The organism is Streptomyces sp. NPDC002057 (assembly GCF_040296665.1).
Lineage (GTDB): Bacteria > Actinomycetota > Actinomycetes > Streptomycetales > Streptomycetaceae > Streptomyces.
This window is the reverse complement of record NZ_JBEOXR010000015.1, coordinates 114,118-139,113: the sequence shown is the minus strand read 5'-3', so window position 1 is coordinate 139,113 and position 24,996 is coordinate 114,118. Positions and strand designations below refer to the sequence as shown.

General features: G+C 75.6%; 16 protein-coding genes and 1 pseudogene. 10 read left to right on the top strand and 7 right to left on the bottom strand.

Annotated elements, in window-relative coordinates:
* Positions 1 to 277: pseudogene (locus tag ABT129_RS15195) on the top strand (sugar kinase); the annotation flags it as partial.
* A 122-nt stretch (positions 278 to 399) separates the two neighbouring features.
* Here the strand turns inward: ABT129_RS15195 and ABT129_RS15190 are convergent.
* A complete protein-coding gene (locus ABT129_RS15190; RefSeq protein ID WP_502981772.1) occupies positions 400 to 561 on the bottom strand; it encodes a hypothetical protein in 162 nt (53 codons plus the stop codon).
* 89 nt (positions 562 to 650) lie between these two features.
* On the opposite strand from ABT129_RS15190, the gene ABT129_RS15185 reads away from it, so the two are divergent.
* The 4 genes from ABT129_RS15185 to ABT129_RS15170 all read left to right on the top strand — a co-directional run bounded on the left by ABT129_RS15185 (position 651) and on the right by ABT129_RS15170 (position 9,597).
* On the top strand, positions 651 to 3,920 hold the full coding sequence (locus ABT129_RS15185) for a type 2 lanthipeptide synthetase LanM family protein (protein ID WP_351900886.1): 3,270 nt from the start codon (positions 651 to 653) through the stop codon (positions 3,918 to 3,920).
* A gap of 157 nt (positions 3,921 to 4,077) precedes the next feature.
* The gene (locus ABT129_RS15180) at positions 4,078 to 4,275 is read left to right on the top strand and encodes a hypothetical protein (RefSeq protein ID WP_351900884.1); all 198 of its coding nucleotides are present in this window, start codon (positions 4,078 to 4,080) and stop codon (positions 4,273 to 4,275) included.
* Between the two features lie 142 nt (positions 4,276 to 4,417).
* Entirely contained in the window at positions 4,418 to 7,489 is a 3,072-nt protein-coding gene (locus tag ABT129_RS15175; RefSeq protein WP_351900882.1) for a helix-turn-helix transcriptional regulator, read from the top strand.
* Between the two features lie 221 nt (positions 7,490 to 7,710).
* On the top strand, positions 7,711 to 9,597 hold the full coding sequence (locus tag ABT129_RS15170; protein WP_351900880.1) for an AfsR/SARP family transcriptional regulator: 1,887 nt from the start codon (positions 7,711 to 7,713) through the stop codon (positions 9,595 to 9,597).
* A gap of 133 nt (positions 9,598 to 9,730) precedes the next feature.
* On the opposite strand, the gene ABT129_RS15165 is transcribed toward ABT129_RS15170, so the two are convergent.
* The 6 genes from ABT129_RS15165 to ABT129_RS15140 form a co-directional block, all read right to left on the bottom strand.
* Positions 9,731 to 11,881, bottom strand: coding sequence for a prolyl oligopeptidase family serine peptidase (locus ABT129_RS15165; protein WP_351900878.1), 2,151 nt, complete (start codon positions 11,879 to 11,881; stop codon positions 9,731 to 9,733).
* A gap of 279 nt (positions 11,882 to 12,160) precedes the next feature.
* Positions 12,161 to 13,711, bottom strand: a complete 1,551-nt coding sequence (locus tag ABT129_RS15160; RefSeq protein WP_351900876.1) for an MFS transporter — start codon at positions 13,709 to 13,711, stop codon at positions 12,161 to 12,163.
* Positions 13,708 to 14,676 carry a DUF6895 family protein gene (locus ABT129_RS15155; protein ID WP_351900874.1) on the bottom strand — a complete coding sequence of 323 codons (969 nt, stop codon included), beginning with the start codon at positions 14,674 to 14,676 and terminating at the stop codon, positions 13,708 to 13,710. Before ABT129_RS15155 ends, ABT129_RS15160 begins: the two co-directional genes overlap by 4 nt.
* 2 nt (positions 14,677 to 14,678) lie before the next feature.
* On the bottom strand, positions 14,679 to 16,016 hold the full coding sequence (locus ABT129_RS15150; protein WP_351900872.1) for a radical SAM protein: 1,338 nt from the start codon (positions 16,014 to 16,016) through the stop codon (positions 14,679 to 14,681).
* Entirely contained in the window at positions 16,013 to 16,975 is a 963-nt protein-coding gene (locus ABT129_RS15145; protein WP_351900870.1) for a DUF6895 family protein, read from the bottom strand. Before ABT129_RS15145 ends, ABT129_RS15150 begins: the two co-directional genes overlap by 4 nt.
* Positions 16,947 to 18,146, bottom strand: coding sequence for a glycosyltransferase (locus tag ABT129_RS15140; RefSeq protein WP_351900868.1), 1,200 nt, complete (start codon positions 18,144 to 18,146; stop codon positions 16,947 to 16,949). The genes ABT129_RS15145 and ABT129_RS15140 overlap by 29 nt, the downstream gene beginning before the upstream one ends.
* Before the next feature lie 560 nt (positions 18,147 to 18,706).
* On the opposite strand from ABT129_RS15140, the gene ABT129_RS15135 reads away from it, so the two are divergent.
* From ABT129_RS15135 to ABT129_RS15115, 5 genes are read left to right on the top strand one after another with little or no spacing between them, the layout of a single operon-like run.
* Positions 18,707 to 19,969: a radical SAM protein gene (locus tag ABT129_RS15135; protein ID WP_351900866.1), complete on the top strand. Its 1,263-nt coding sequence runs from the start codon at positions 18,707 to 18,709 to the stop codon at positions 19,967 to 19,969.
* Positions 19,966 to 20,628 (top strand): iron-containing redox enzyme family protein, encoded by a 663-nt coding sequence (locus ABT129_RS15130; protein ID WP_351900865.1) that lies wholly within the window; start codon positions 19,966 to 19,968, stop codon positions 20,626 to 20,628. Before ABT129_RS15135 ends, ABT129_RS15130 begins: the two co-directional genes overlap by 4 nt.
* The gene (locus tag ABT129_RS15125; RefSeq protein WP_351900863.1) at positions 20,625 to 20,858 is read left to right on the top strand and encodes an aroma-sacti cluster domain-containing protein; all 234 of its coding nucleotides are present in this window, start codon (positions 20,625 to 20,627) and stop codon (positions 20,856 to 20,858) included. Before ABT129_RS15130 ends, ABT129_RS15125 begins: the two co-directional genes overlap by 4 nt.
* A gap of 40 nt (positions 20,859 to 20,898) precedes the next feature.
* Positions 20,899 to 24,141, top strand: a complete 3,243-nt coding sequence (locus ABT129_RS15120; RefSeq protein WP_502981771.1) for an adenylate/guanylate cyclase domain-containing protein — start codon at positions 20,899 to 20,901, stop codon at positions 24,139 to 24,141.
* On the top strand, positions 24,138 to 24,971 hold the full coding sequence (locus tag ABT129_RS15115) for a S8 family peptidase (protein WP_351900859.1): 834 nt from the start codon (positions 24,138 to 24,140) through the stop codon (positions 24,969 to 24,971). The genes ABT129_RS15120 and ABT129_RS15115 overlap by 4 nt, the downstream gene beginning before the upstream one ends.
* Positions 24,972 to 24,996: the final 25 nt, after the last annotated feature.

Genomic DNA, 24,996 nt, shown 5'->3' with positions numbered 1-24,996 from the left:
GCCCGAGCGCATCCTCGTCGGAGGCTGGGCCGGACTCCAGCTCGGCACCCGCTTCCTGGAGACCGTGACCGGATACGCGAAGGAGTACGCCCTGAAGTACCCGGCCAGCCGCACCGCCGTCGGCCTCGGCACCCTCGGCCCGGAGGCCGTCACCGTCGGAGCGGCCCTGCTGCCCCTCGTCGACTTCTTCGCCCAGGGAGGCCGACGCCCCGAGAGCAAGCCCACCGCCCCCGCCCCCGCCTGGAAGTCGGCCCTCCAGGACCGGGTGTCCTCCTGAGGCGTGCCCGCGCGGCGCGCTCCGCCTGGGGCGCGCGCATCCCCGGATGCGCCCGCGTCGTCGCCCGCGCCTGAGCCCTGTGCGCGCTGCCCCTGGGCGTGTCTCCCGGGCGCGGCGGCGGGTCAGTCCGCCGCGCGGGGGAGGGGAGTGCCGACGATGCCGTTGACGAGCACGTCGAAGCCCCAGGACAGCCGGTGCTCGGGAGGGCCGGAGAGCAGCGCCGGCACATGGGCGCCCTGGATGTGCCGCCCCGCGCTTCGGAATTCCTTCGAGGGCACAAACATGGGGGCTGGTTCCCCATGCCGAGGAGGCGCCCCCCGTACCAGGATCGGACGTGTCGCGGAGCGAGGGGCCCGGTGGCGGAGGAGGGGTGATGGCGGTGCAGGTCGGACACGGGCGGGCCGAGGCGTCGCTGTCGGCGGTCGCACGGTGGTGGGGTGCCGGTCTCGTCCGCGGTGAAGCGGGCGAAGGGCGCCCCGACTGGGCCGCGTTGGCCGAGGAGGCCGTGGCCGCCGCGCCCGCGGAGGCCGTGGCACCCGAGGGGGAGTATCCGGGGCTGAGCGGCTTCGAGTGGGTCCTGCGGCCGTTCACCCTCCGCGCGGGGGAGCGGCTGGAAGGGCGCTTGTCGGAGCGGGCGCGGAGGCTCGTGGACCTGGCCGCCGTACGGGAGGACCTGCAGCGGCAGCTCAGCGGCAGGCTGGCACGGGCGGCGGCGCGGACGCTGGTCCTGGAACTCCACGAGGCACGGACCGCGGGGCTGCTCGAAGGGGACGACACGCGGGCCCGGTTCCGGGACTTCCTGGCCCGGACCGCTTCCCGGCGCGGTCTGTCCGCCCTGCTGGCCGGGCGGCCGGTCCTCGCGCGGATCCTGGGCCGGGCGGCGCTGGACTCGGCGGACGCCGTGGCGGAGGCGCTGGAGCGGTGGGCGGACGACCGCCCCCGACTGACCGCCGGCCTTCTCGGCGCGTCCAGGGCGTCGGACGCGGCTGGTGAGTCCCGTGCGGCCGGTGAACCCTATGCGTCCGGTGAACCCTATGCGGCCGGTGAGTCCCACGCGTCCGGTGAACCCTATGCGGCCGGTGAGTCCCACGCGTCCGGTGCACCCTATGTGGCCGGTGAGTCCCACGCGTCCGGTGCACCCTATGTGGCCGGTGAGTCCCACGCGTCCGGTGAGGCCGACGGGGCTCACGAGGGCTGCGAGTCCGGTGAGTTCGGCGGGTCCGGACGACAGGGGCCGGGGCTGCTCGTCGGGATCGAGCCCGGTGCCGGCGACGGGCACCGGAACGGCCGGAGCGTGATGCTGCTCCGCTTCGCCGACGGCACCCGCCTGGTGTACAAGCCGAGGCCCCTGGCCGCACACCGCCACTTCAACGCCCTCGTCACCTGGTACAACGGGCTGCCCGGCGCCGTGGACCTCCGCACCCTGCGGCTGCTCGACCGGGGCGACTACGGATGGGTGGAGTTCGTCGTCGCCCGCCCCTGCGCCTCCGCCGAGGAGGTCGAGACGTTCTACCGCCGCCAGGGCGCGCTGCTCGCCCTGCTGCACCTGCTCGACGGGACCGACGTCCACCACGAGAACCTGATCGCCGTCGGCGCCCACCCGGTCCTGGTCGACGTGGAGACCCTGTTCCACCCGCCGCTGCCGGTCGCCGCCACGGAGGATCCGGCGGCCCGCGCGCTCCACGACTCGGTGTACCGGGTCGGACTGCTGCCGCAGCTCCTCGTGGGTGACCACAGCGCCCTGGACGTCTCGGCGGTCGGCGGCGGACACGAGGCGGTGTCGCCCGTCGACCGGCCCGACTGGGCCGGGGCCGGCACCGACCGGATGCGTCTGGTGCGCAGGGCCGGGACGTTCGGCGAATCCGCCAACCGGCCCCACCTGGCGGGCGGCGGGCCCATCGAGCCCGGCGCCCACGTCGAGGCGCTCTGCGCCGGGTTCCGCGCCGGGTACACGGTGATCGGCGCGGCCAGGGAGGAACTCCTCCACGGGACGAGCCTGCTGAAGGACTTCGCCGAGGACGAGGTGCGGGTGGTGGTGCGTCCCACCTGGATCTACAGCATGCTGCTCGACGAGTCGACGCACCCCGGACTCCTGAAGGACGCGGACGAACGCCAGCGGGTCCTGGAGAGCCTGCGGACCGACCTGTTCGGCGCCGTCCTCGAACCCGGCCTGGTCGACGAGGAGATCGCCCAGCTCTGGTCGGGGGACGTGCCCCTGTTCACCGCCCGCCCGGGCCTGGAGCACCTGTGGGGCGCGCCGGAACGGCTGCCGGCCGGACGCGCGGAGCTGCCCGGGACCGAGCGCGTCGCCGCGAAGATCGGCGCCCTGGACACCGTCGACCGGCAGGACCAGGAATGGATCGTGCGGGCCGCCATGGCCACGACCTCCGGTGCCGCCGCGCACCGGCCCGCCGAGGGTCGGCGCACCGGCACCGCGGACCGCGCCCCGGAGCCGGAGCGGCTGTTGTCGGCGGCCCGCTCCGTCGGCGACCAGCTGGTCTCCCTGGCGTACCGCGACGGACCGCGCAGCAACTGGATCGGGCTGGAGCTCCTGGACGACCGCTACTGGCGGATCGGCCCCATGCCGGCCGATCTGGCCGGCGGCTACACCGGACCGGCCCTGTTCCTGGCCCAGTTGGCGGCGCTGACCGGGGCCGGGCACTACGCGGAGGCGGCCCGGACGGCCCTGGCTCCGGTGCCCGACCTGCTCGACGCGCTGAGCGCCCGGCCCGAGGACCTCGGCGCCGTGGGCTCGGGAGCCTTCTCCGGTCTCGGCGGCATCGCGTACGCGCTCACCGGGACGGCCCGGCTGCTCGACGACCCGGAGGTCGCCTCCTGGGCCGCCACCGCGCTGCGCCTGGCCACCGCCGCGACCCGGGCGGAGCGGGAGTACGGGGTGGGCGCGGGGCTCGCCGGTGGCCTCGTCTCCCTGCTGGCCGTCCACGGCTCCGGCGTCGGAGGCGGGGCGGAGCACACGGGCCGGGACCTCCGTCGGACGGCACGGGCGTGCGCGGACCGGCTCGCCGAGGCCGATGTCACGGGTGTCGGGCGGGGCTTCGCCGAGGGCGCCGCCGGCATCGGCTGGGCCCTGCTGCGGTTCGCCCGGGCCGAGACGGAACCCTGGGCCGGAGAGCCGCCCGCCTCCGGGGGCGAGGCCGTCGAGCGGTACAGGACCGCGGGACTGTCCGCCCTCCGAACGGCCGTCGGCGGGGGCCCGGACGGCAGCCGGGGCTCGGCCTGGTGCCGGGGGGACGCCGGCGTCGCCCTCGCCGTGCTGGACGCCCCGGGAGCGCTGGACGACCCGTACCTCGCGGCCTGGTCCCGTCGGACCGTCGAGGAGCTGGGCCGGGACCGGCCGGCTCCCGACGACAGCCTCTGCCACGGTGAGGCCGGAGTCTGCGAACTCCTGGGCCACGGGGCGCTCCCGGAGGCCCGCCCGCACTGGATCCGCCGGGCCGGGACGCTCCTCGCCTCCGTCGAGGAGCACGATGCCCGGAGCGGCGCCCCGGACGGGGTCCCGCACCCTGGCCTGCTGACCGGTCTCGCGGGGATCGGGCACGGGCTGCTCAGGGCGGGGTTCCCGGAGCGGGTTCCGTCGCTGCTCCTCCTGAGCCCGCCCGGCTCGGGCCCCGAACCGGGCTGACCGACGCGACGACCTCCGGGTCCGTCCGGACTGCTCCATCTGCCCCACCAGTCCCACCTGTTTCACCTGTTTCACCTGTTTCACCCTTCCCACCGCTCCACCCGCACGGCTCGGTACGACCACCACTTCTGCGAACACGAAGGACGAGTGAGGACCCATGCAGATCAGTGACTCGGTGAAGTACGTCGACGGCGGAGCCGGCGCGGAGACCTCGGTGCACGACGACCCGGTGGGCGAAGTGACGCTCCGGGCCGGCGGGACGCTCGGGCTCCGCGGCCGACTCCTGAGAGGGACGGGCCTGGACGCCGCCACCCTCGACCTGCCCTTCACCACCGGCACCGTCCCCCTGTCCTGAGGCGGAGCCCCTGACACCCCGCCGGGGGAGGTGTCAGGGACGACGCCGTGACGGAGCGGGCGTGGGCCGGGCCCGACGGCAGTGGGCCGGGGTGCTCCCCGGCCCACTGCCGCGCGCGAAAAGGTTCAAGTAGCCTGCGCCCATGCGAGCGACATCGTCGGTCATAGTGGGGCGGGACGCCGAGATCGGGGTGCTGGACGAGGCCCTGGAGAGCGTGCGGAGGGGCTCCGGACGGGCGGTGTTCCTCGTCGGCGAGGCGGGTATCGGCAAGTCCCGGCTGGCCGGCGAGTGCGCGCTCCGGGCGTACGACCGGGACGTGCCGGTGCTGCGCGGCCGCGCCACGTCCACCGGGCTCGTCGTGCCCTTCCGGCCGCTCGTCGAGGCACTGTCCTCGCGGTTCCGCGCCGCCGGCGCGCCGGACGATCCGGAACTCGATCCCTACCGGCCCGCGCTGGCCGGCCTCGTGCCGGAGTGGCGGGCCACCGCGACGGCCCCCGGCTACGCCATCTCCCTCGTCGAGCTGGCCGAGGCGCTGCTGCGGCTGCTGGCGGTGCTCGGCCGCGAGCGGGGCTGCGTGATCCTCCTCGAAGACCTCCACGACTCCGACACCGAGACCATCGCGGTCGTCGAGTACGTCGTCGACAACGTGGCGGACCTGCCGGTCCTGCTGGTCGGCACCCTCCGCCCGGACCCCGGTCCGGCGATGGACCTCGCACTGGCCGCCGAACTCCGCAACACGGCCTCGTTGAGGGAGCTTGAGCCGCTCGACGAGGCCGCCGTGCGGAGCATGGTGGACGCCTGCCTGGACGCGGGACCCGGTGAGGTGCCCCCGGCCGCACACCGGCACCTCTCGGAACGGGCGGGCGGGAACCCGTACCTGGTCGAGGTGCTCCTTGCCGACCTGCTCGACATGGGACGGCTGAGCAGGGCCGACGGCGGTTGGCTCCTCGCCGACCACGGCGAGGCGACGGTGCCCACGGGCGCCGTCCGCAGCTGGGCGCGCCGGCTCGGCCGGCTCGACGAGCCGGTGCGCGAACTGCTGCTCATCGCGGCGACGCTCGGCGGCCGGTTCTCCGTCGGAGCGCTCAGAGCGGTGACCGGCTTCGACGACCGCGCCCTCTTCTCCCACCTCCGGTCGGCCTCCGAGGCGGGGATCATCGCCCCGGACGGAGCCGCCCACGACCACTACACCTTCCGGCACGTGCTCACGGCGGACGCCCTCAGGGCCTCCCTGCCGCCCGCCGAACAGGCCGCGCTGGCCCGGCGCGCGGCCTCGGCCATCGAGGAGTGCGCCGAGGAACTCTCCGGCGAGCAGAGCCAGCTGGTGGCCACGCTGCGCCTCGCGGCGGGTGACAAGGCGGCGGCGTCCCGGCAGTTCGCCCAGGTCGGCCGGCAGATGCTGGACGCCGGAGCGTCGGGCTCGGCCGCCGTACTCCTCGAACGCGCCCGGGGGCTGGCCTCCGGCGGGGACCGCGACGACATTACGGTGCAACTGGCCATCGCCCAGGCGGAGTCGGGTCGGATCGACGAGGCGGCCGGACTGCTCGACGACCTCCCGCCCGCGCCCGCCGGGTCGCGGGCGGTGGAGGAGCGGGCCCAGGCGCACACGCAGGTCGCGTGGGTCGCGACCATGGCGGAGCGGCAGGAGGAGGCGCGCCGCCGGATCCGGGCCGCCCGGGCGCTGCTCGGGGCGGCCCCGCGCCCGGAGCAGGAGGCGGCGCTCGTGGTGGTCGAGGGTCACCTCGCGCTGCTGCCGGAGCGGGACGGCCAGGACCGTCCGGACGACCACGGCGGCCCGGATGGCGACCCGGGCCACGGGCGTGGCGGAGGTCGGGACGGGCGTGAGCGGTTGAGGGAGGCGGAACGTTCCGCCAGGAGTGCCGCGCTCACGGCCGAGCAACGCGGCCGCCCCGTCGTGGCCTGTCAGGCCTGGCAACTGCTCGCCCTGCTGTCCCGTGAGCGCGGTTTCGACGAGGCCGACGCCTGCCTGGTGCGGATGCTGGCGGTGGCCGAGAAGCACCGGCTGGCGGTGAGCCGCGCCGAGGCGCTCGTACGGCTCGGCACCAACGCGTTCATGCGGACCGGGGAGGCCACCCAGCTGGAGACCGCCCGTGCGGCGGCGTACGAACTCGGTTCCCTGGCCGTGCTCCAGACCGTGGACGGACTGCTCGCCATGCAGAGCGTGCTGGGCGGGCGCTGGGAGCGGGCCCGGGAGATCGTCGAGCGGTCCGTGGAGGCCAGCGCCCGCCTCCAGAACCTGTCGGCCCACCGCTATCTGCTGCTCGTCGACGCCACGCTCGCGGCCCACCAGGGCCGGGCCCGAGAGCAGGAGCGGGCCCTCACCCGGTTCCGCAGGGCGGGCGGCGAGGAGTCGATGCTCGTGCCGCTGCAGCGCGGACTGTGCCAGGCCGTGGGGGCGTTGATGGCCGAGGACAGGGCGCGGGCGAACGCGGAGCTCGACGCGGCCCTGGCCTGGGAGCGGGAGCACCCGAGCTTCTTCTACCTCAGTGGCCGCTACGGGCTCCGCCCCCTGCTGCGGATCCTCGACGGCGACCGACACTCCCGGGGCGATCACGGCGATCACGGTGATCAGGACGCGGGCCGTGAGGCGTACCGGGAGGCGCTCGCCTCGCCCGGCGCGCAACTGGCCTGGAACCGGATGTTCCTCGGCATGGCCGACGCGGTGCTGCGCGGCCGGGACGGCGACCCGGACGGCGCCCGGCGCGCCGTGGAGGAGACCGGCCGCGCGGCGGCGGCGGTGTTTCCGCAGGCCTGGCACCTCGCCCTGCGGCTGACCGCGGAGGCCGCGCTCCACGACTCCTGGGGCGAGCCGGTCGCATGGCTGCGGCAGGCGGAGGAGTACTTCCACGAGGCGGGCGTGCAGCCGGTGGCCGGTGCCTGCCGGGCCGTCCTCCGGCAGGCGGGGATGAGCGTCCCGCAGCGCAGGGGCGGCCGGGAGCGGATCCCCGCTGAGCTGCGCACGGCGGGCGTCACCCCGCGCGAGTACGAGGTGTTCGTACTCCTCCCGGAGCGGCCCGGCAACCAGCAGATCGCCCGGCGCCTGTGCATCTCGCCCCGGACGGTGGAGAAGCACATGGCGAACCTGATGGCGAAGACCGGGTGCGCGGACCGCTCGGCACTGTGCGCGCTGTCGGCGGAGCGCGCGGACGACCAGGACCCGTCCGGCGCCTCCCCACGGGCCTCGCCGGCCTGAGGCTGCCGGTCGCCCGGCCCGCCGCCTGCCGGAACGTGGGTTGTATGGGGGCCCGGCGGGCCCGGGATGGGGGAGGTCCCCGCCGGTATGGGGGGCCGTGCCCCCAGGGCGCGTCCGCCGGTGAGGGAACTGTGCGGGTCCGGTACCGATGTGTGGAGGGAGGCGGTCGCCGGATCATCGAGCGACCGACCCGTTCCCGTCACCATCCGGAGGTTCGCTCGATGCCGCGTCCGTCCGCGCCACCCGCCGCGTCACCCGGCACGCTCCGGTTCTCGGTCCTCGGCCCGCTCGCGGTCCACCGGGACGAACAGGCCCTGAACCTGGGTCCGTTGAAGCAGCGCATCGTCCTCGCGATGCTGCTCGGCGCCGCCAACGCGCCGGTGTCCGTCGACGCGTTGACCGACGCGGTCTGGCCGGAGGAGCCCCCTCGGACGGCCCGCAAGAACATCCAGGTGTACGTGAGCGCCCTGCGCACGCTGTTCGCGGAGGACGAGCGGGAGCGGCCGCGGCTCACCCACACCGGGGGCGGATACGTCCTGCGCGTGGCGGAGGACGAGTTCGACCTCCTGGGGTTCCGCTCCCTCGTGCGGGCCGCCGAGGGACAGCCGCCCGGCCCGGCCGCCGGACTGCTGCGTCAGGCCCTCGACCTGTGGCAGGGGCCGCCGCTCGGTGACGACCTGCGGCAGTCGCCCCGGCTGGCCGAGGAGGCCGAGCGGCTCCAGCTGCGCCATCTGACGGCGTACGAGAGCTGGGCGGAGGCGGAGCTGGAACTGGGGGGCGCGCCGGTGGTCGTGGAGGGGCTGCGCGACCTGGTCGAGCGACACCCGCTGCGGGAGCGGCTCCGGTCCTCCTGGATGCGCGCCCTGAGCGGCTCCGGCCGGCAGCCGGAGGCGCTTGCGGTGTACGACGACTACCGGCAGCTCCTCGCCCGGGAGCTCGGCCTGGAGCCGAGCGGCGCCATGGCGGCCCGCTACCGGGCGATCCTCGCGGGTGACGCCCAGGTCGCTCCGGTCTCCCCGGTCGTTCGGGCCGGAGGGGTCGGGCCGGCCGGGTCGGTCCGGGCGGGCGCGCCGTCCGGGGGCGGCGCGGGCCCGGGGACGGAGAGCGCCGCCGAGGCCGCCCTGCCCCCCGACCTCGTCGACTTCACCGGCCACGGCGAGGAACTGCGGTACCTGCTGGACCTGATGGAGGACAGCGGCCCCGGTGGCGTCGTGCTGCTGTCCGGACCCGCCGGGGCCGGGAAGACCACGCTTGCGGTGCGGGCCGCCCATCTGCTCGGCGGCCGGTTCACCGACGGACGGCTCTGTATCTCCCTGCGGGACGCGGACGGCTGTCCGCGCCCCCTGACCGACGTGCTCGCGGAACTCGGCGAACGCACCGGCCGGACCGGGTTCTCCGGGCCCGGAGCGTGGCGCGAGTGGCTGGCGGAGCACCACGCGCTGGTGATCCTGGACGACGTGCCCGAGGAGAGCGCCGTACGGCCGCTGCTGCCGTGCGGCGGGCGGAGCAGGGTGCTGCTCACCGCACGCGGCCAATTGGGCGGTCTCGCACCGGTCCACCGGGTCTCCGTCCCGCCACTGGGCACCGCCGAGGCCGTGCAGCTGCTCGCCGGGCTCGTCGGCCTGCCGCGGGTGCGGGCCGACCGGGAGGCCGCGCTGCGCATCGTGCGCGCGTGCGGCGGGTCGCCGCTGGCGGTCCGGGTGAGCGGCATGCGGCTCGCCGTGCTCCGCCACGTACCGCTGCGGGAGTTCGCGGACCGGCTCACCGACCCCGACGGGGCCCTGGACGAACTGACCTCAGGGGACGTGTCCGTACGGCGATGGCTGGACCGGGGCTGGGAGGCGCTGCCGGAGGAGTGCGGCCGGGACGCGGGACGGCTGGCCGCGGGCACGGGGGACGGTCCGTTCGGTCTCGCCGACGCGGCCGAGGCCCTGGGGTGCGACGAGCGGCACGCCGTACGGGTGGTGGAGGCGCTCATCGACGCCGGGATGGTGACCTCACCGGGCGGCGAGGTCGTGGCGCACGCCGCGCAGTACGAGATGCCGCACCTGATACGGCTGTACGCGCGCGGCGCGTGGCACGGAGCCCCGGTCCTGACCGCCCGCTGAGGGCCGCGGGCCAAGGGCGCCCGGCGCCGCACATGTCGGGCGTCGGGCGCGAAGGCCCGGCGCCGCGGGCCGCGCGGCGCCCCCTGCGCCGGCCCCGGCCGCCCACCCCCGTCGGGCGGCCGGAGCCGGTCGTTCAGGGGGTCGCGGGGCCGGGGCGCTCCGGGGCGGGCAGGCCCACCCGGGCGGCCAGGAAGGCGAGGCACTCGGCCTGGAGCGCCACCGCGCGGGACGCCGAACGTTCGCCGTGCCCCACACCGCGCTCCAGCCGGAGCAGGACCGGCCCGTCACCGGAGGTGGCGTGCTGCAGCGCGGCGCACATCTTGCGGGCGTGCAGCGGATCGGTCCGGGTGTCACCGTCCGCGGCGGTCAGGAGCACCGCCGGGTACGCGGTCCCCGGCGTGACGCGGTGGTAGGGGGAGTAGCCGAGCAGCGTCGGCAGCCGTGCGGGGTCCTGGGCACTGCCGTACTCGGGGGTCCAGCTGGGGCCGAGCCCGGACAGCTCGTAGCGGACCATGTCGAGGAGCGGGGCCATGCACACCACGGCGGCGTACTTCTCCGGCTGCTGGGTGAGGGCGGCGCCGACGAGCAGTCCGCCGTTGGAGCCGCCCATGACCGCGAGCCCGCCGGGCTCGGTCCAGCCGTCCGCGAGCAGCCGGTCGGCGGCGGCGGCGAAGTCGTCGAACGTGTTCTGCTTGTGCTCCCCGCTGCCCGCCCGGTGCCAGGCCTCGCCCTCCTCGCCGCCGCCGCGCAGTCCCGCCCAGGCGAACACCCCGCCGGCCCGGACCCAGGCCAGGACCTGGGCGCGGTACCGGGGGGACATGGTGCGGCCGAAGCCGCCGTACCCGGTCAGCAGGGCCGGGCGGGGACGGTCCGGGCGCCCGGCCGGGGAGATCACGAACATCCGTACCGTCGTCCCGTCCCGCGAGGGGAAGGCGACCTGGCGGGTCACCGCACCGCCGACCGCGCGGCCTTCCGGGGCGTCGCGCTCCCAGCGCGTCACGCGCAGCGTGCGCGCGTCGAAGCGGAGCACCCGGGGCGCCGTGACGAAGTCGGTGTACGCGAACCAGGCCTCGTGACCGCCGGGCGGCCCGGCCGTGAAGTCGCCGACCGCGCCGGTGCCGGGCAGCGGGACCGTGGCCACCTGCCGTCCCTCGACCAGGTCGTGCACGGTCACCTCGGCCACCGTGTCGCGGGTCCAGGCGGCCAGTCCGAGCGGGTGCTTCAGCTCGGGACCCGAGAGCACGACCAGGTGGGTGAGGACCGCGCCGGGCCGTTCGGGGACCACTTCGCGCCAGGCAGCGGGGCCCAGGTGGAGTTCGGCGGGTCGGCACGCGACGACGCGCCCCCGGGCGGCGTCACGGTCGGTACGCAGCCACACCGGGTCTCCCGGACCGGTGCCGGGCACCATGTGCAGGCGGGTGGCGGCGGCCCTGCCCTCCTGGACCGGCCGGAGCGCCGGGCGGTCGAGCGGGCCCGCGGCCAGGTCGGCCAGGTGGAGGTCGGTGCCCCGGCCGGTGCCGAGGGTGGCCGTCACGGCGAGCCAGCGGCCGTCGGCGGTCACGGAGACGGAGTAGAACTCCGTTCTGTCCCGCCCCTCGCCGAAGACCACGGCGTCCGCCTCGGGCGCCGTCCCGAGCCGGTGCAGCTGGACCCTGCGGTGGTAGCGCTCCTCGCCCGGGTGCAGCCGGGGGTCCAGGTAGCGGACGTAGTAGAACGCCCCGCCCCCGGGCAACCAGCCGATCGACGACTTCCGCACCCGGTCCACGGGCCCGTCGACCACCGCCCCGGTGGCCACGTCGAGCACCCGCAGCACCGAGTCCTCCGTCCCGTCCCGGGACACCTGGAAGGCCAGCAGATCGCCCTCCACGGAGGGCTCCCAGGAATCGAGCACGGTCCGTCCCGACGGATCGAGGGCCGCCGGGTCGAGCAGCACCCGCTCCGCCGTGCCCGCCCCGGCCCCGGCCACCACGAGCACGGGGTGCTCCCGGCCGGCGTCCTGGCGCAGCCAGAAGACCCGGTCGCCGCGCACCTTGGGCGACCAGACGCGGTCGACGGAGTTGAGCGCCGCCACCTCCGCCTCCCACCGCTCCAGCCCGGGCCAGGACGCGCGCTCCGCCGCGTAGAGGGTCTCCTGCTCCGCGCTCCAGCGGAGCGTTGCCGTGGACCCGGCGTCCTCCAGCCAGCGGTACGGGTCGGGGACGCGCAGCCCGTGGAGCTCCTGGACGACGTCCTGCCGCTCCGCGTGCGGGTACTGGCGCCGTGTCGGTCGGGCGTCGGTGGTCACTCGGGCTCCCTCGGTCGTGGTGGGGCGGACGGTGGAGGCGGGCCCCGGCCGTCGGCACGGACTGCCGACGGGCGGGGCCCGCTCGTAGCTGGGGCGCGAGGCGCCCGGTCAACGCGTCAGAGGTCGTTGGAACGGTTGATCACGCAGGCGGCGAGTTCCTCCTCGTCGCTGTGGGCGACGACTTCGAGGTCCTCGCTCTCGGCCGGCTCCGGGGTCGTGGGCTCGGGCATGTCCGTCCTCCTCGGTCGACGGCGTCGGTCGCGCCGCCTCGGCGCGAACCTACGGACCCTGGGTTGTGGAACGGTCGGCAGAGGGTTCGGAACCGGTATGCGGCGAATGGGCTCTGACGTCGGCCTCCACCTCGGCCTCCACCTCGGCCTCCTCGTCGGCCTCTGAACCGGCCTCCACCTCGGCCCGCGCGTCCACCTCCGCATCAGCCTCGGCCTCGTGCCCGGCACCGCCCTTCGCCTCAGCCCCCGCACGGGGCTCCGTGCCGGTCTCCGTGCCGGTCTCCTCGGCCGTCTCCGTGCCGGGCAGGGCGAGCCAGGCGTAGACGCCGGCCAGGACGACGACCGCCCCGGACACCGCGAAGATCGTGTCGATGGGGCCGAACCGGACGCCGCCGACGGAGCCCGCCACGTCCCGCAGCACGGAGCCGGCGAGCCAGCCGGACAGGACCGCGGCGAGCATCGACGCCAGCTTCGTCACCGGATAGAACACGGCCATCACCCGCCCCCGGAAGTCCGGGGGCGCCGCCGCGAGCAGCAGCGGTGCCATCGCGGTGTTCAGCACCGTGAGCGGAACGGCGAAGACGAACAGCAGGGCGACGCCGCCGAGGAAGCCCGACTGGCGCGAGTAGGCGACCAGGAGCACGCCGCTCACCAGCAGGCTGACCCAGGTGCTCCGCCGCGCCCCGAGCCACTCCACCACCCGGCCCGCGCACAGCGCCCCGGTGATGCCGCCCGCTCCCATGGCCATGCCGATGTATCCGTAGAGATGGGCCGAGGCGTGCAGGTTGTCGGTGGTGAAGAAGACGTTGAGCGTGCTCAGCGCCCCGATCCCGAACTGGCCGATGACGGCGATCAGGAGCAGCGCGACCAGGAACCTGCTCCGCGCGAAGAAGCGCACACCGGCCACGAACTCCTTCCGCAGTCCGCCCTGTTGTCTGCCGGTGGCCTTCCGGGTGCCGCCCGGCCGGGCCGTGCCCGCGGCCGTCGCCCGTAGCCCGATGGAGCGGATGGCCACGTACGACACCGCGTAGGTCAGCGCGTTGAAGAGCAGGGCCCACTGCAGGCCGGCGGTGAACAGCAGCGGCGCGGCGAGCGGCGGGCCGATGATCCAGGCCGTCTCCCCGGTCGCCTGCGCGATACCGGCCGCGCGGGCACGGTCGGCCTCACCCGTCACGAGGTCCGCGAGGATCGCGAAGCGCGCGGGGGAGAAGAACTGGCCGGCCGCGTGCAGCAGCAGCACGGTCGCGTAGACGACGCCGAGCCAGGCGCCCGCCGGGAGGGCGTCGGCCGGCAGGAAGGAGACGACGGTCAGCAGGGCCACGAGCCCGCCGCGGAGCACCTCGGTGCCGAGCAGGGTGCGGAGCTTGTCCCAGCGGTCGACGAACACGCCCGCGAGCGGGCCGATGACCAGGACGGCGACGCTCGACGCCATCAGGACGCCGCTCACCGCCATCGGCGCCCACGCCTCGCCCTTCGCCAGCACGGTGGCCACCCACAGCACCAGTGTGGTGCTGAAGACGGCGTCGCCGACGGACGAGACGGCCTGGCCGAACCAGAGCCGGGTGTAGTCGGGGTTGATCAGCGTGAGGCGTGGTGTCATGACGGCCTCGGCGACGGGACGACGGACGCCATGAGGGCGGTCACCAGGGTCGTGTGGTACGCCTTGCGGAAGAACGCGCCGCCCGTCGTGGACGCGGGCGCCATGAGCGCCGCGGACCGCGCCGGGATCGCCCCGTCGGGCCGCTGGGCCCGGACGAGACACTCCACGGCCGCCGAGCCCGAGGACGTCCGCAGCGGATCGACGCCCAGGATGTACTGGGTGAGGACGAGCTCCGCCGCCAGGTCCCACCGGTCGTGCGCGACGCAGTGGAGCAGCATCAGGTCGACCAGCTCCGACGCGGGGGAGCGGACGTCCTCCGCAAGCCCGGTGGCGGCGCGGCCGAAGTCGCCCAGGTAGAAGGCGGTGTGCGTCAGGGCGTACGCCTGCGGGGTGGTGAGCGGTGCCGTGCTCTCCGGCGTCCGCGTGCCGCTCCCCGGTGCCGCGTCCGCCGCCCTCGCCTCCCCCTCGGGCCCGGCGGCGCGGAAGGCGACGAGCGGGCTGTGCGGGAGGAGTGCGGCGTACGGCTCGACGGTGTGGCGCACCCCGGCCTTGTCCGCGTAGTAGCGGATCTCGACGCGCCGGTACGCCGACTTCCCCCGCGACGAGAGGAAGTCGGGGTCCAGCCGTGCGAGCGCGGCCCGGCACTGTGTCCCGTCGATCCCGTCGGGGGCCAGCGCGGCGTAGATCAGCCCGTACGTGGCGGCGTACCCGGGCACCTCGTCGAAGAGCCGGGGGAAGTCCGGGTCCTGCCAGAGCTTCCGTACCAGGGCCGTCGCCCCGCCCAGCGCCTCCGGGGTGCCGTTCGGGCCGCCCGCGCGGTGGCAGAGCAGCGCCAGTTCCAGCGCCGCCTTCGCCTTTCCGTGCGTGGCCGAGGGGGCGCTCGCCGAGAACGGGTCGAAGTGGTCGAGGTTCCTTCCCAGCCAGCCGAGCGCGCCGGCCGAGAGCTGCTCCAGGGGAGAGGGCATGGCTACAGGCGCCCCGTCTCGTGCAGGTGGTCGAGCAGGGCCGTGTCGACGGTGTCGCGGAACCGGGCGAGGGTCCGCGCGTCCTCGTCGTAGCTGTACAGGTCCTGGCAGGCGATCCACCGGTCGCCGGTCACCGCGCTGGGCAGGTAGCCGTCGGTGACCGTCCCGACCTCCCAGTCGGGCTTGCCCGCGGTCTCCCAGCAGCTGGCCAGCGTCCCGTCCGCGCTCACGACGGCGCCGTAGCGGCCGTCGGCGTGACCGCAGGTGACACAGGTCTTCTTGCCGCCGGGGCGGCTCACCGTGAAGCCGAGTTCGAGCGCCCGGCGCTGCCACCGGGTGAACGCGGCCGAGAGCTCCCCGTTGTGCAGGAGGCTGTTGGCGTATCCCACGCCCACGTCGCCGATCCGGGCGAAGTACAGGGTGCACCGCGCGGGGTCGAGGGCGGCCGCGAGCCGGTCGACCAGCGCGTCGACCCCGTGGAAGGTCTCCTGGGAGACGTTCACCCGCAGCGTCCAGCGGATCGGGGTGGCCTCGGAGGCCCTGACGATGTTGCGGACGATCTTGTCGAAGGTCCCGCTGCCGTCCGCCCTGCCGACCCGGATCCGGTCGTGGTCGTCCCGGTCGCCGTCGAAGGTGACCTGGACGGACGTCAGCCCGCGGTCGGTGAGGCGCCGGGCCAGCGACGGGGTGAGCAGGGTGGCGTTGGAGATCATCCAGGCGGAGGTCGGCGCGATCTCCGCGGCCCGCTCCAGGAGTTCCACGCAGCCGCGCGGGTTGAGCAGGGGCTCCCCGCCGAAGAGCAGGATTCTCAGCTTCTCCAGGCCGGCGGCGGCCATCTGCCGCTCGGTGAAGCCGAGGATCGAGGTGATCGTCTCCGAGCTCAGGCGGGTCCGGGCGATCCGGGGCGGCCGGCTGCCGCCCGCCAGGTCCTGGGCGGTGTTCTGGAAGCAGTACCCGCACCCCAGGTTGCAGTGGGTGCTGGTGAGGACGGTGAGCGCGTAGGCATGGACCCGGGCGGGGGCGAACATGCCGCTCTCGCGCAGCCGTTGTTCCGCCTCGGGGTACAGGCCTCCGTCGGCGGTGACGTGCCGGTCGCCGAGCCGGGCGACCCCGCCCGGGCCGAGGAACCACCAGTTCCGCTCGCCCCGGAGCAGACGCGCTCCGGTGGCCGCGAGCGCGGTCGGCCCGGCCGACGCCACGCCCGCGGGGCCCGGAACCCGGGCGGCCGCGCCCGCTCGTCCGATGCCCGCGTCCGGGGCGGCGCCCGCCGCCTGGTCCACGGCCGTCGCCTGTCCGATGCCCGCCGTCCGGTCCACGGCTGTCGCCTGGTCGATGCTCATCGCGTCTCCCGCGCTGCCGATGCCGCAGTGGTGGAGACCCCGCCGTTCCGGCCGCCGCCGACGACGATGGTCGCCAGGGCCGTGACGAGGGTCGCCTGGTAGGACTTCCGGAAGTAGTCGACGGGCGTCGCGTCCGCCGGGGCACGCCGGACGACGGACCGGCCGGGGATCGCGCCGTCGGGCGCCTGCACCTCGGCGAGCATCCGGATCCCGGCCGCCCCGGAGGGCGTACGCAGGGGATCGGCGCCCAGGCAGTACTGGGCGAGCACGAGCTTGCCGACGAGGTCCCATTCGCCGAGGCCCACACAGTGGTGGGTGAGCCGCTCCACCACCTGGAGCGCCTGCTCCCGGGCGTCCTCGGTCAGACCGGGGTCACGGAGGCCGAAGTCGCTGAGGTAGAAGACGGTGTGCGCGACCACGCAGACGTCCAGGTCGGCCACGGGCAGCGCGGCGGCCCGGGCGGGCAGGCTGGCCGCGTACAGCTCCTCGTACGAGGCGAACCGGTGCTCGGCGCCCGCGAGATCGGCGTAGTACCGGGCTTCCAGATGGACGTACGGGGACTTCCCGCGCGGCGCGAGATAGCCGTCGGCCGCCGACCGGGCGAGGACCGTGCGGGGGCCGTCGGTGACGGCTCCGGCGGGGGTCAGCGCCGCGTACATCAGCTCGAACTGCCGGGCGTACCTCCGGTCGAGGGTCAGCAGATGCGGGAAGTCCGGTCGCTGCAGGGCCCGTTCGACGAGCTCGGTGACATCGCCGAGGGCGGCGTCGGCCGGCCCCGCCTTGCTCCAGGAACGGCGCAGGAGCGCGAGTTGCAGGAGGGCCTTGACGCGTGGGGTGACCGGCAGGTCGGCGTGGCCGGCGGGCGAGTCGAGGTACCCCGCCCGCTCCGCGATCCACCGCCGCGTACCCGCGGACAGACTCGCCACGGCCTCATCGAGGCCGACTGATCGCGTACTCATGGTCCTCCTTCGGGGGTGCGGAGGCCTGGGCCACCCGCTCGACGATGTCGGCCGCGCGCGCGGCGCTGTTCCCGGCGGCGAGCCCGCCGCCGAGGGCACGCGCGCGGGTCCGCAGGGAGTCGTCCCGCCCCACCGACTCCAGCAGCGCCGACAGCTCCACGGACGGGGTCTTCGGGTCGCGCACGGCCACGCCGGCCCGCACGCAGGCGCCGGTGAGCAGCGGCTGCTCGGAGCCGTTGGGCGAGAGCGCCAGGGGACGTCCGCGCAGCAGGGCGGCCAGCACGGGGGCGGAGGTGCCGTTGGCGAGCACCATCGTGGACCGGTCGACGAGCGGACCCATCCAGGGCTTGCGCACGAGCACGACGTCGGCGCCGGGAGCGGGCCGGGGGTCCGTGGACCTGCCCTGCTCGACCACGGCCTGGAACCGGCCGCCGGTGAACGCCTCGTTGAGCCGCGGCCACAGGCTCGCGCCCCCGAAGAAGCGGCCCAGATGGACGTAGACGACGGGCTTGCCGGACCGGTCCAGCCGATCCGCGACCGCCTCGACCTCGCCCGGGCCGGGAGCGGGCTCCCAGGCCAGCGGCCCCACGTGCCGTACCCGCTCGGGGAGTTCCGCGCCCGGGTACTCCAGGGCCGGATCCCCGCGGAGCAGCAGCGCGTCACCGTACAGCGGGCTGTCCGCCCACCGGGAGGCCCGCCCCGCCAGACCCGTCTCCTCCCGCGTCTCGGCGTGGATCCGCAGGCAGTCGAGGGTCCGGCTCTCCCGGGTCCTGCCCAGGTGCGGCTCCCCTTCGCCGCCCCTCCGGTAGTCCCACAGATGGACCGAGAGCCCGATCACGACCACCGGGATGTCCAGCGTCTCGGCGGCGAGCAGGGCGCCGTTGCAGAGCACGGAGGTGACCAGCAGATCGGCCCGTGCCTCCCGGGCCGCGCGCAGCGTCGCCCGGTACTGCGCCGCACCGGTCTTCCCCCACCACGTGGCGGAGAACGCCCGATGGCCGCCGAACTCCTCCGCCGTCGCCACCGGCAGCCCGGCCCCGGCCACGACGGGCACGGCGCCGGCCCTGGCCAGCACGCTGACCCGGTGGCCCCGGCGCCGCAGTTCACGACCGGCCGCGAGGGCCGGGTAGAGGTAGCCGCCGTCGCTGAGCGGGCAGAGCAGGATCTTCACGACGTGCGCGCTCCCTCGGGATCAGATGGGCGGCGGCGGGTGGTGCCGCGCCCGTGAGGTGGCCGCGGGCCCCCCGGTCCTGGCACGATCTGCCGAGAACCGGGTGGCCCGCGAGGTACTCAGGTCGAGATGCGTCGCGTCAGGAGATGTCGCTCGAGTTGTTGACGATGCAGCCGGCCTCGGCCTCCTCGTCCTCGCCGTGCGCCACGACCTCGATGTCCTCGTCCTCGATCGGCTTCGGGTTCGTGTTCTCGGGCATGTTCGTCCTCCTTGTTGGACGGCGTCGCTGCGCCGGCTGAGAAGAACGTACGGATCGGCGGTATGGGAACGCCTGGCCGCCGGTTCGGCGCCGGTAAACGCCGACGACGCGGGCGCGGTACGGCCCCGCGCCCCGCCCGAGCCCCCTGTCACGCCCCCCGCGCCCGGCCGTCCCGCGCCCGCTCGCACCCGCCCGGAGCTGGGAACCAACCGATCTCCAGGCGTTCCCGAACCGGAAGTCAGCCGGCCACCGGCACGCTCCAGGTCATGTCCGCGCGCGACACGAACACGGGGGAGGAACCATGGACCTTGCGGAGCTCATCGGCCTGCGGCCGGTGCCCTGCGGCGGTCTCCTGGTGGCGCTCACCCGCCGCTGCCCCATGAGCTGCGCGCACTGCTCCACCGGTTCCTCCCTCTCCGTCTCCGAGGAGCCGGACCCGGACCAACTGCTGCGGTTCATCGGTTCGTTCGGTACGGAGGACCGCCCCGAGGTGGTCATGCTGACCGGCGGCGAACCGCTGCTGCTGCCCGAGCTGGCCGCCCGCCTGGCCGTACTCGCACGCGCCAGGGGGTCCCGGGTGGCGCTGCTCAGCGGCATGTTCTTCGCGCGCGGCGGACGCGTCCCGGACCGGACCATGCGGGCGATCACGGCCCTCGACCACTTCTCGGCGAGCCTGGACGTCCACCACGAGCGGGAGATCCCGCGCGCGGACGTGCTGAGCGCCCTGCGGGCCGTACTCGACGCCGGGGTCCCCGCCAGCATCCACCTCACGGGCGCCGGCGCCGACGACCCGTACCTGGCGGAGGTCGTCGCCGACGTCCGCCGTGTCTTCGGCGCCGGGATGCCCCTGCTGGTCAACGAGGTCCGGCCGCTCGGCCGCGCCGCGCGCCTCGCCCTGCCGACACCCCCCGGTCCGGACGGCTCCCGCGCGGCGCCGTGCGCGCTCGCGGCCTGGCCGGTGGTCGCCTTCGACGGGACCGTGGCCGCCTGCTGCAACCAGTGGACGGTGGACCGGCGCCCCGTCCCCCCGCATCTGCGGCTCGGGCACATCGCCGACGACGACTGGCCGGCCGTCCGCGCCCGCTCCCTCGGCTCCCCGGTGCTGCGGATGCTGCGCGCGGTCGGTCCCCGGCGCCTCCACGAACGGTACGAGAGCGAGCCGGCCCCCGCGGGCTACTGCCGCAGCTGCCACGCGCTCGCCGACCGGCCGGAGGTCCTCGCGGGCGCGGCCCGCGACGCGGGCGGCCGGGTCGGCGCACTCCTCGACCGGCTGAGCACGGACCAACAGCTCGCGGCGGGACCCGCCGCGCTGGTACGCCGCATGGGCTGCGCCCGCTACGCGCACCTGGTCGAGTCGCCTGCTCGGGACGAACCACCCACCGGAGGCGGACCGGCGGCGGGAGGCGAGCGCCCCGCGGTCGCCGGACCGCTGCCCGCCGTCGAGCCGCTCCCGACCGCCGCCCGGACGGCCCCGCCCGCCGTCGAGCCGCCGCCCCCCGCCGCCGTACTCGGTCTGCTTCCCCTGATCGAGCCGCTTCCCGGAGAGAAGAGGAGCTGCCGATGAACGCCACCGCATCCCTCGCGCTCAGGACCAAACTCACGCCCACCACCCCCGTCCTGAGAGCCGCGACCGCCGCCCTCTGGCGGCCGGACGGACTCCGGCAGCGGTACGTGCGCTACCTGGCCGCCATGCATCCGCTCGTACGGGCCTCGGTGCCGCTCCTGGAACGGGCGGCCGAGCGGTGCGCCGAGCTGGGTGACCCGGCCTCGCGGCTCCTCGCGGCGTACTACCTCCGCCACGCCGAGGAGGAACGCGACCACGACGCCTGGCTCCTCGACGACCTCGCCGCCGCCGGAGCCGGACCCGCCGCCGTGCCCCACCCCGTCGTGGTGGAACTCGCCGGGGCGCAGTACTACCGGATCGAGCACGAGCACCCCGTCGCGCTCCTCGGCTACATCGCGGTCCTGGAGGGCAACGCGCCCGGGCCCCGGCTCGCGGACCGGCTCAGCGAGGCCACCGGGCTCCCCGACCGCGCGTTCCGCACCCTCAGGGAACACGCGGAGCTCGACGGGGGCCACCTCGACGACCTGCACCGCGTGCTCGACGAACTCGCCCCGAACCCGGCCCGGCAGACCGCCGTCTCCGTCAGCGCCCTGCACACGGCCAACCTGCTCACCCGGCTCTTCCTCTCCCTCGCCGCAGACCCCGGAGGACACCCGTGACCGACCACCCCACCACCCCGCCCGACGACAGCGCCCCCTCCGAGCCCACGCTCGAGGCGCTCGCCGCCGCCGGGTTCGACGTCGACGCCCTCAGCGAGGAGCAGCAGGAGGTCGTCCGCGCGCTCACCCCGGACGAACTGGCGCTGCTCGTCGACATCAGGGGACGGCTCGACGCCGCGGCCCCCGAGGTGCAGGCCCACGCGGACGTGGCCGGCGGCGCCCTCTTCTGACCCCGGCCGCCCCTCGGCCCCCTGCCCACCGGAGGAACCCATGTCCTGCGCCTCGTGCCGGAGCGCACTGCCGCACGGTGCCCGGTTCTGCCCCTCCTGCGGCACCCCGTGCGCCGCGGGGCCGGTGACGGCCAGACCGACCGGCCGCAAGGTCGTGACCGTCCTCTTCTGCGACCTGGTCGGCTCCACGGCGCTCTCCGGGGCCCTGGACGCCGAGACCCTGCGTTCGGTGACGCTCCGGTGGTTCGACCTGATGCGGCTGCGGATCGAGGAACAGGGCGGCACGGTCGAGAAGTTCATCGGGGACGCCGTGATGGCCGTCTTCGGCGTGCCGACCGTGCGGGAGGACGACGCCCGCCGCGCGGTCTCCGCCGCCCTGGCCATGCGGGAGGCGCTGACCGGGCTCAACGTCCGTCTGGAGGAGGCCGTCGGCGTACGCCTGGAGATGCGCATCGGTGTCAACACCGGTCAGGCGGTCACGGGTTCGGCGACCCTGCGGCAGGCCATGGTCTCCGGCGAGGTGGTCAACATCGCCGCCCGCCTCGAACAGAACGCCGCCGCCGGGGAGATCCTCATCGGCCCGGACACCCTGGCGGCCGCCGGGCCGGGCGTCCGGACGACGGAGACCGGCCCCTTGCTGCTCAAGGGCAAGAGCGACCGGGTGGCGGCCCACCGACTGCGCGGTCTGGACGAGGAGGACGGCCCGGAGGCGCTGCGCCGCTTCGACCTCGGATTCGTCGGCCGGACCCGTGAACTCGCCCTGATGGAACAGGTGCTGGACCGCGTGGTCAGGAACCGCCGGGGCGATCGCCTGGTGGTCGGAGGGGAGGCGGGCCAGGGCAAGACCAGGCTCGTCCGCGAATGGCTCCAGCGGGCGACGGCAGCTGCTCCGACGACAGCGACGGGGGCCACCGCCACCGCCATGACGGTCACGTCCGAGCCCGCGGCCACCACCCCCGCCCCACCCTCCGCCGAAGGCCGTCTCCGCCACGGTGTCGGGCGGTGCCGCGCCCGGGGTGAACAGCCCAGCCTCGGGCCGCTCGCCGACGCCGTGGCCGACCTCCTGAAGACCGTCGGCACGGCCGGGCCCTCCCCCGAACTGGACCTGCTCCACCAGGGCCTGCTCCTGGACGGGACGCCCAACCCGTCGCCCGCGGACACCTGCGCGGCGCTCGCCAAGGTCCTCGCCGACCTCGCCGGGACGGAGCCCGTCGTGCTCGTGATCGACGACTGCCAGTGGGCCGCGCAGCCGCTCTTCGACGCGCTCGACCGGCTCCTGCGCGCCCTCTCCGACGCCCCCGTCCTGACCGTCCTGCTCACCCGCCCCGAGCTCTTCGACGTACGCCCCGAACTCGCCCTGGACGCCGTACCGCTCGGCGGACTCTCCGATGCGGAGGCGCGGCTCCTCGCGGCCGAGCTGGCCGGGGGCGCGGCGGACGGCGAGCCGCTCGCCCCGCAGGTCCTGGCGCGGGTGGGCGGGAACCCGCTGCACCTGGAGCAGCTGCTGGTCGCCGGGCATCCCGTCGACGCGGACAGCGTGCCGCTGCCGCTCCAGGCGCTGATCGGCGCCCGGATCGACGCGCTCGACGTGCCCGAGCACCGGGCCCTGGGCCTGGCGTCCGTCCTCGGCGGCGACTTCACCGCCGCCGAGCTGGCCGCACTCGCCGGGCCCGCCGCGGAGACGTGGACCGGGGCCGAACTCCGCACCACCCTGCACCGGTTGGTCCGGCACCGACTGATCAGGCCCGACGGCGGCGCGTTCCGCTTCGCCGGAGGCCTGATCCAGGAGGTCGTGTACGCGAGCCAGTCCAAGCAGGACCGGGCCGACCGGCACGAACGGGCGGTCCGGCTGGAATCGGTGCGGGACCGGGGCGGCGCGGCCGTCGGCGCCCACCTGGAGCAGGCGTACCGCTACCGGGTCGAGCTGGGCGCCCAGGACGCGCACACCGACGGTCTGCGCCGGCGCGCGGCCGACGCGCTCGCCGAGGCCGGGCGTCTCGCGCTGGCCCACGCCGACCCCGTGTGGGCCGCCGACCTGCTCGCCCGCGCGAGTGCCCGGTACACGGCGGGCGAGCCGGGCAGCACGGCGACGCGGCGACGGCTCGGCCAGACCCTTCTCGACCTGGGCCGGAGCGCCGAGGGCACCGAACTCCTCGAAGCGGTCCTGGCCGAGGCCCCGGAGAACGGCCCGGACGGCGGTCCGGTCGCGGTGGAGGCCGCCCACGCCCGCCTCGGTCTGGCCTCCGCGGGCCACTCCCGGGGGAGGGACGAGACCCCCGGCGAAGCCGCCGCCGCCACCCTGCCGGTCTTCGCGGCGGCCGGTGACGAGCTCGGCCAGGCCAGGGCCTGTCTGCGGCTCGCGCAGGCCGCCCAGGAGGAGGGACTGCACCGGGCGGCGGAGCAGCTGCTCGCCCGCGCCCTCGACCACGCGGTGCGCGCCGACGCGGAGCCCGAGCGGGCCGCGGCCCTCGGGGCGACGGGCGTCTCGCTCTGGCGCGGCCCCCAGCCGGTCGTGGAGGCCGTGGCCCGCTGCCGCGCACTCCTCGCCGAACAGGGGGCCGGCCGCCGGGCCGTCCGGCTGACGCTCAACTGCCCGCTCGCGGTGGTACTGGCCCTCCACGACGACCACGACGGCGCCCTCGCCTGCCTCGCCGAGGCGGAGCAGCTCGCGAAGAGGCTCGGCTACGCGGAGGCCGACGTCTTCCTGCCGATCTTCACCGCCACCGTGGCCGACCTGGCCGGCCGCCGCCAGGAGGCGCTCCTGAACCTGGAGCGGGCCGTCGCCGCCGCGCGGGAACTCGGCGCCACCGCGATGCTGCGGGGCGCCCTGCTGGACGCGGCCCGCATCCGACTCGACCTCGGCGACCGGCGCACCGCCCGTGACACCCTCGCCGAACTGGCGACGGAACGGCCGGAACAGGGGCGCCCGCACGCCGAGGCCGCCGACCTCGACGGTCTGCGGGCCCGGATGGCCGCCGTACAGGGGCAGGTGGCGACCGCCGACCGGCTCGCCGCCCGGGCGCTCGCCACGGCGGCCCGGACCGACTCGCCCATCGTCCAGGGCCTCGCCGCCCTCGACCACGCCCGCACGGCCCTCGCCCTGGGCCGCCCGGCCGACGCGGCGGAGGCCGCGGCCCGAGCACGGCGGCACTTCGCCGCCAAGGGCCATCTGCCGGCCGTACGCCGGGCCGAGGCCGTCGCCGCCCGCTGCGGCGCACGTCCGCCGGAGCACGGCCCCACCGGTGGACGAGCCGCCGGAGCAGGAAGGGAGACACCGCGATGACCACCGGGCAGCGACCCGTGCCGGGACTGACCTGGGGACTTCGGGGCCGGGGCCCCGAGGACGTACCCGTGGAGGCCGACAGCGCGCCGGACCCCCCGGCGGGCGGTCTTCCCGGCGGCACCGGGCGGGGCATCCGCGTCTGTGTCGTCGACTCCGGGGTCGAACGGGACCACCCCCTGGTCGGCCCGGTGCCCCAGGCGTGGCGCGTCGTCAAGGACGAGGACGGGGTCCGTGTCGAGGAGACGGACGAGGGGGACTTCTGCGGCCACGGCACCGCCTGCGCCGGGATCATCCGGCGCACCGCGCCGGAGTGCGAGATCTCCAGCGTCCGGGTGCTCGGCGAACGGTTCTCCGGCAGCGGGGACGTCCTGCTCGAAGGGATCCGGTGGGCCGTGCGCCAGCGGTTCGACGTGGTGAACCTCAGCCTCTCCACCAGCCGTGACCGGTTCGTGGAGGACTTGCGCCGACTGGCCGACGAGGCGTACTTCCAGCAGACCGTGATCGTCGCCTCGGCGCACAACACCCACGTGGAGAGCTTCCCCTGGCGCTTCTCCTCGGTGATCTCCGTCGGCAGCCACCAGGAGGACGACCAGGACCTCCACCTCTACAACCCCGAGCCCCCGGTGGAGTTCTTCGCCCCCGGCCAGCGCGTCCAGGTGGCGTGGCTCGGTGGCACGTCGATCCGCAGCTCCGGCAACAGCTTCGCCACCCCGTTCGTCGCGGGACTCTGCGCGCGGATCCTGTCGAGCAGCCCCCGGCTCACGCCGTTCCAGCTGAAGAACGCCCTGTACCTGTCCGCAGCCAACGTCCGTGTCCACGGAAGCCGGTAACGACCGGCGCCGGAAGGGAATCCCC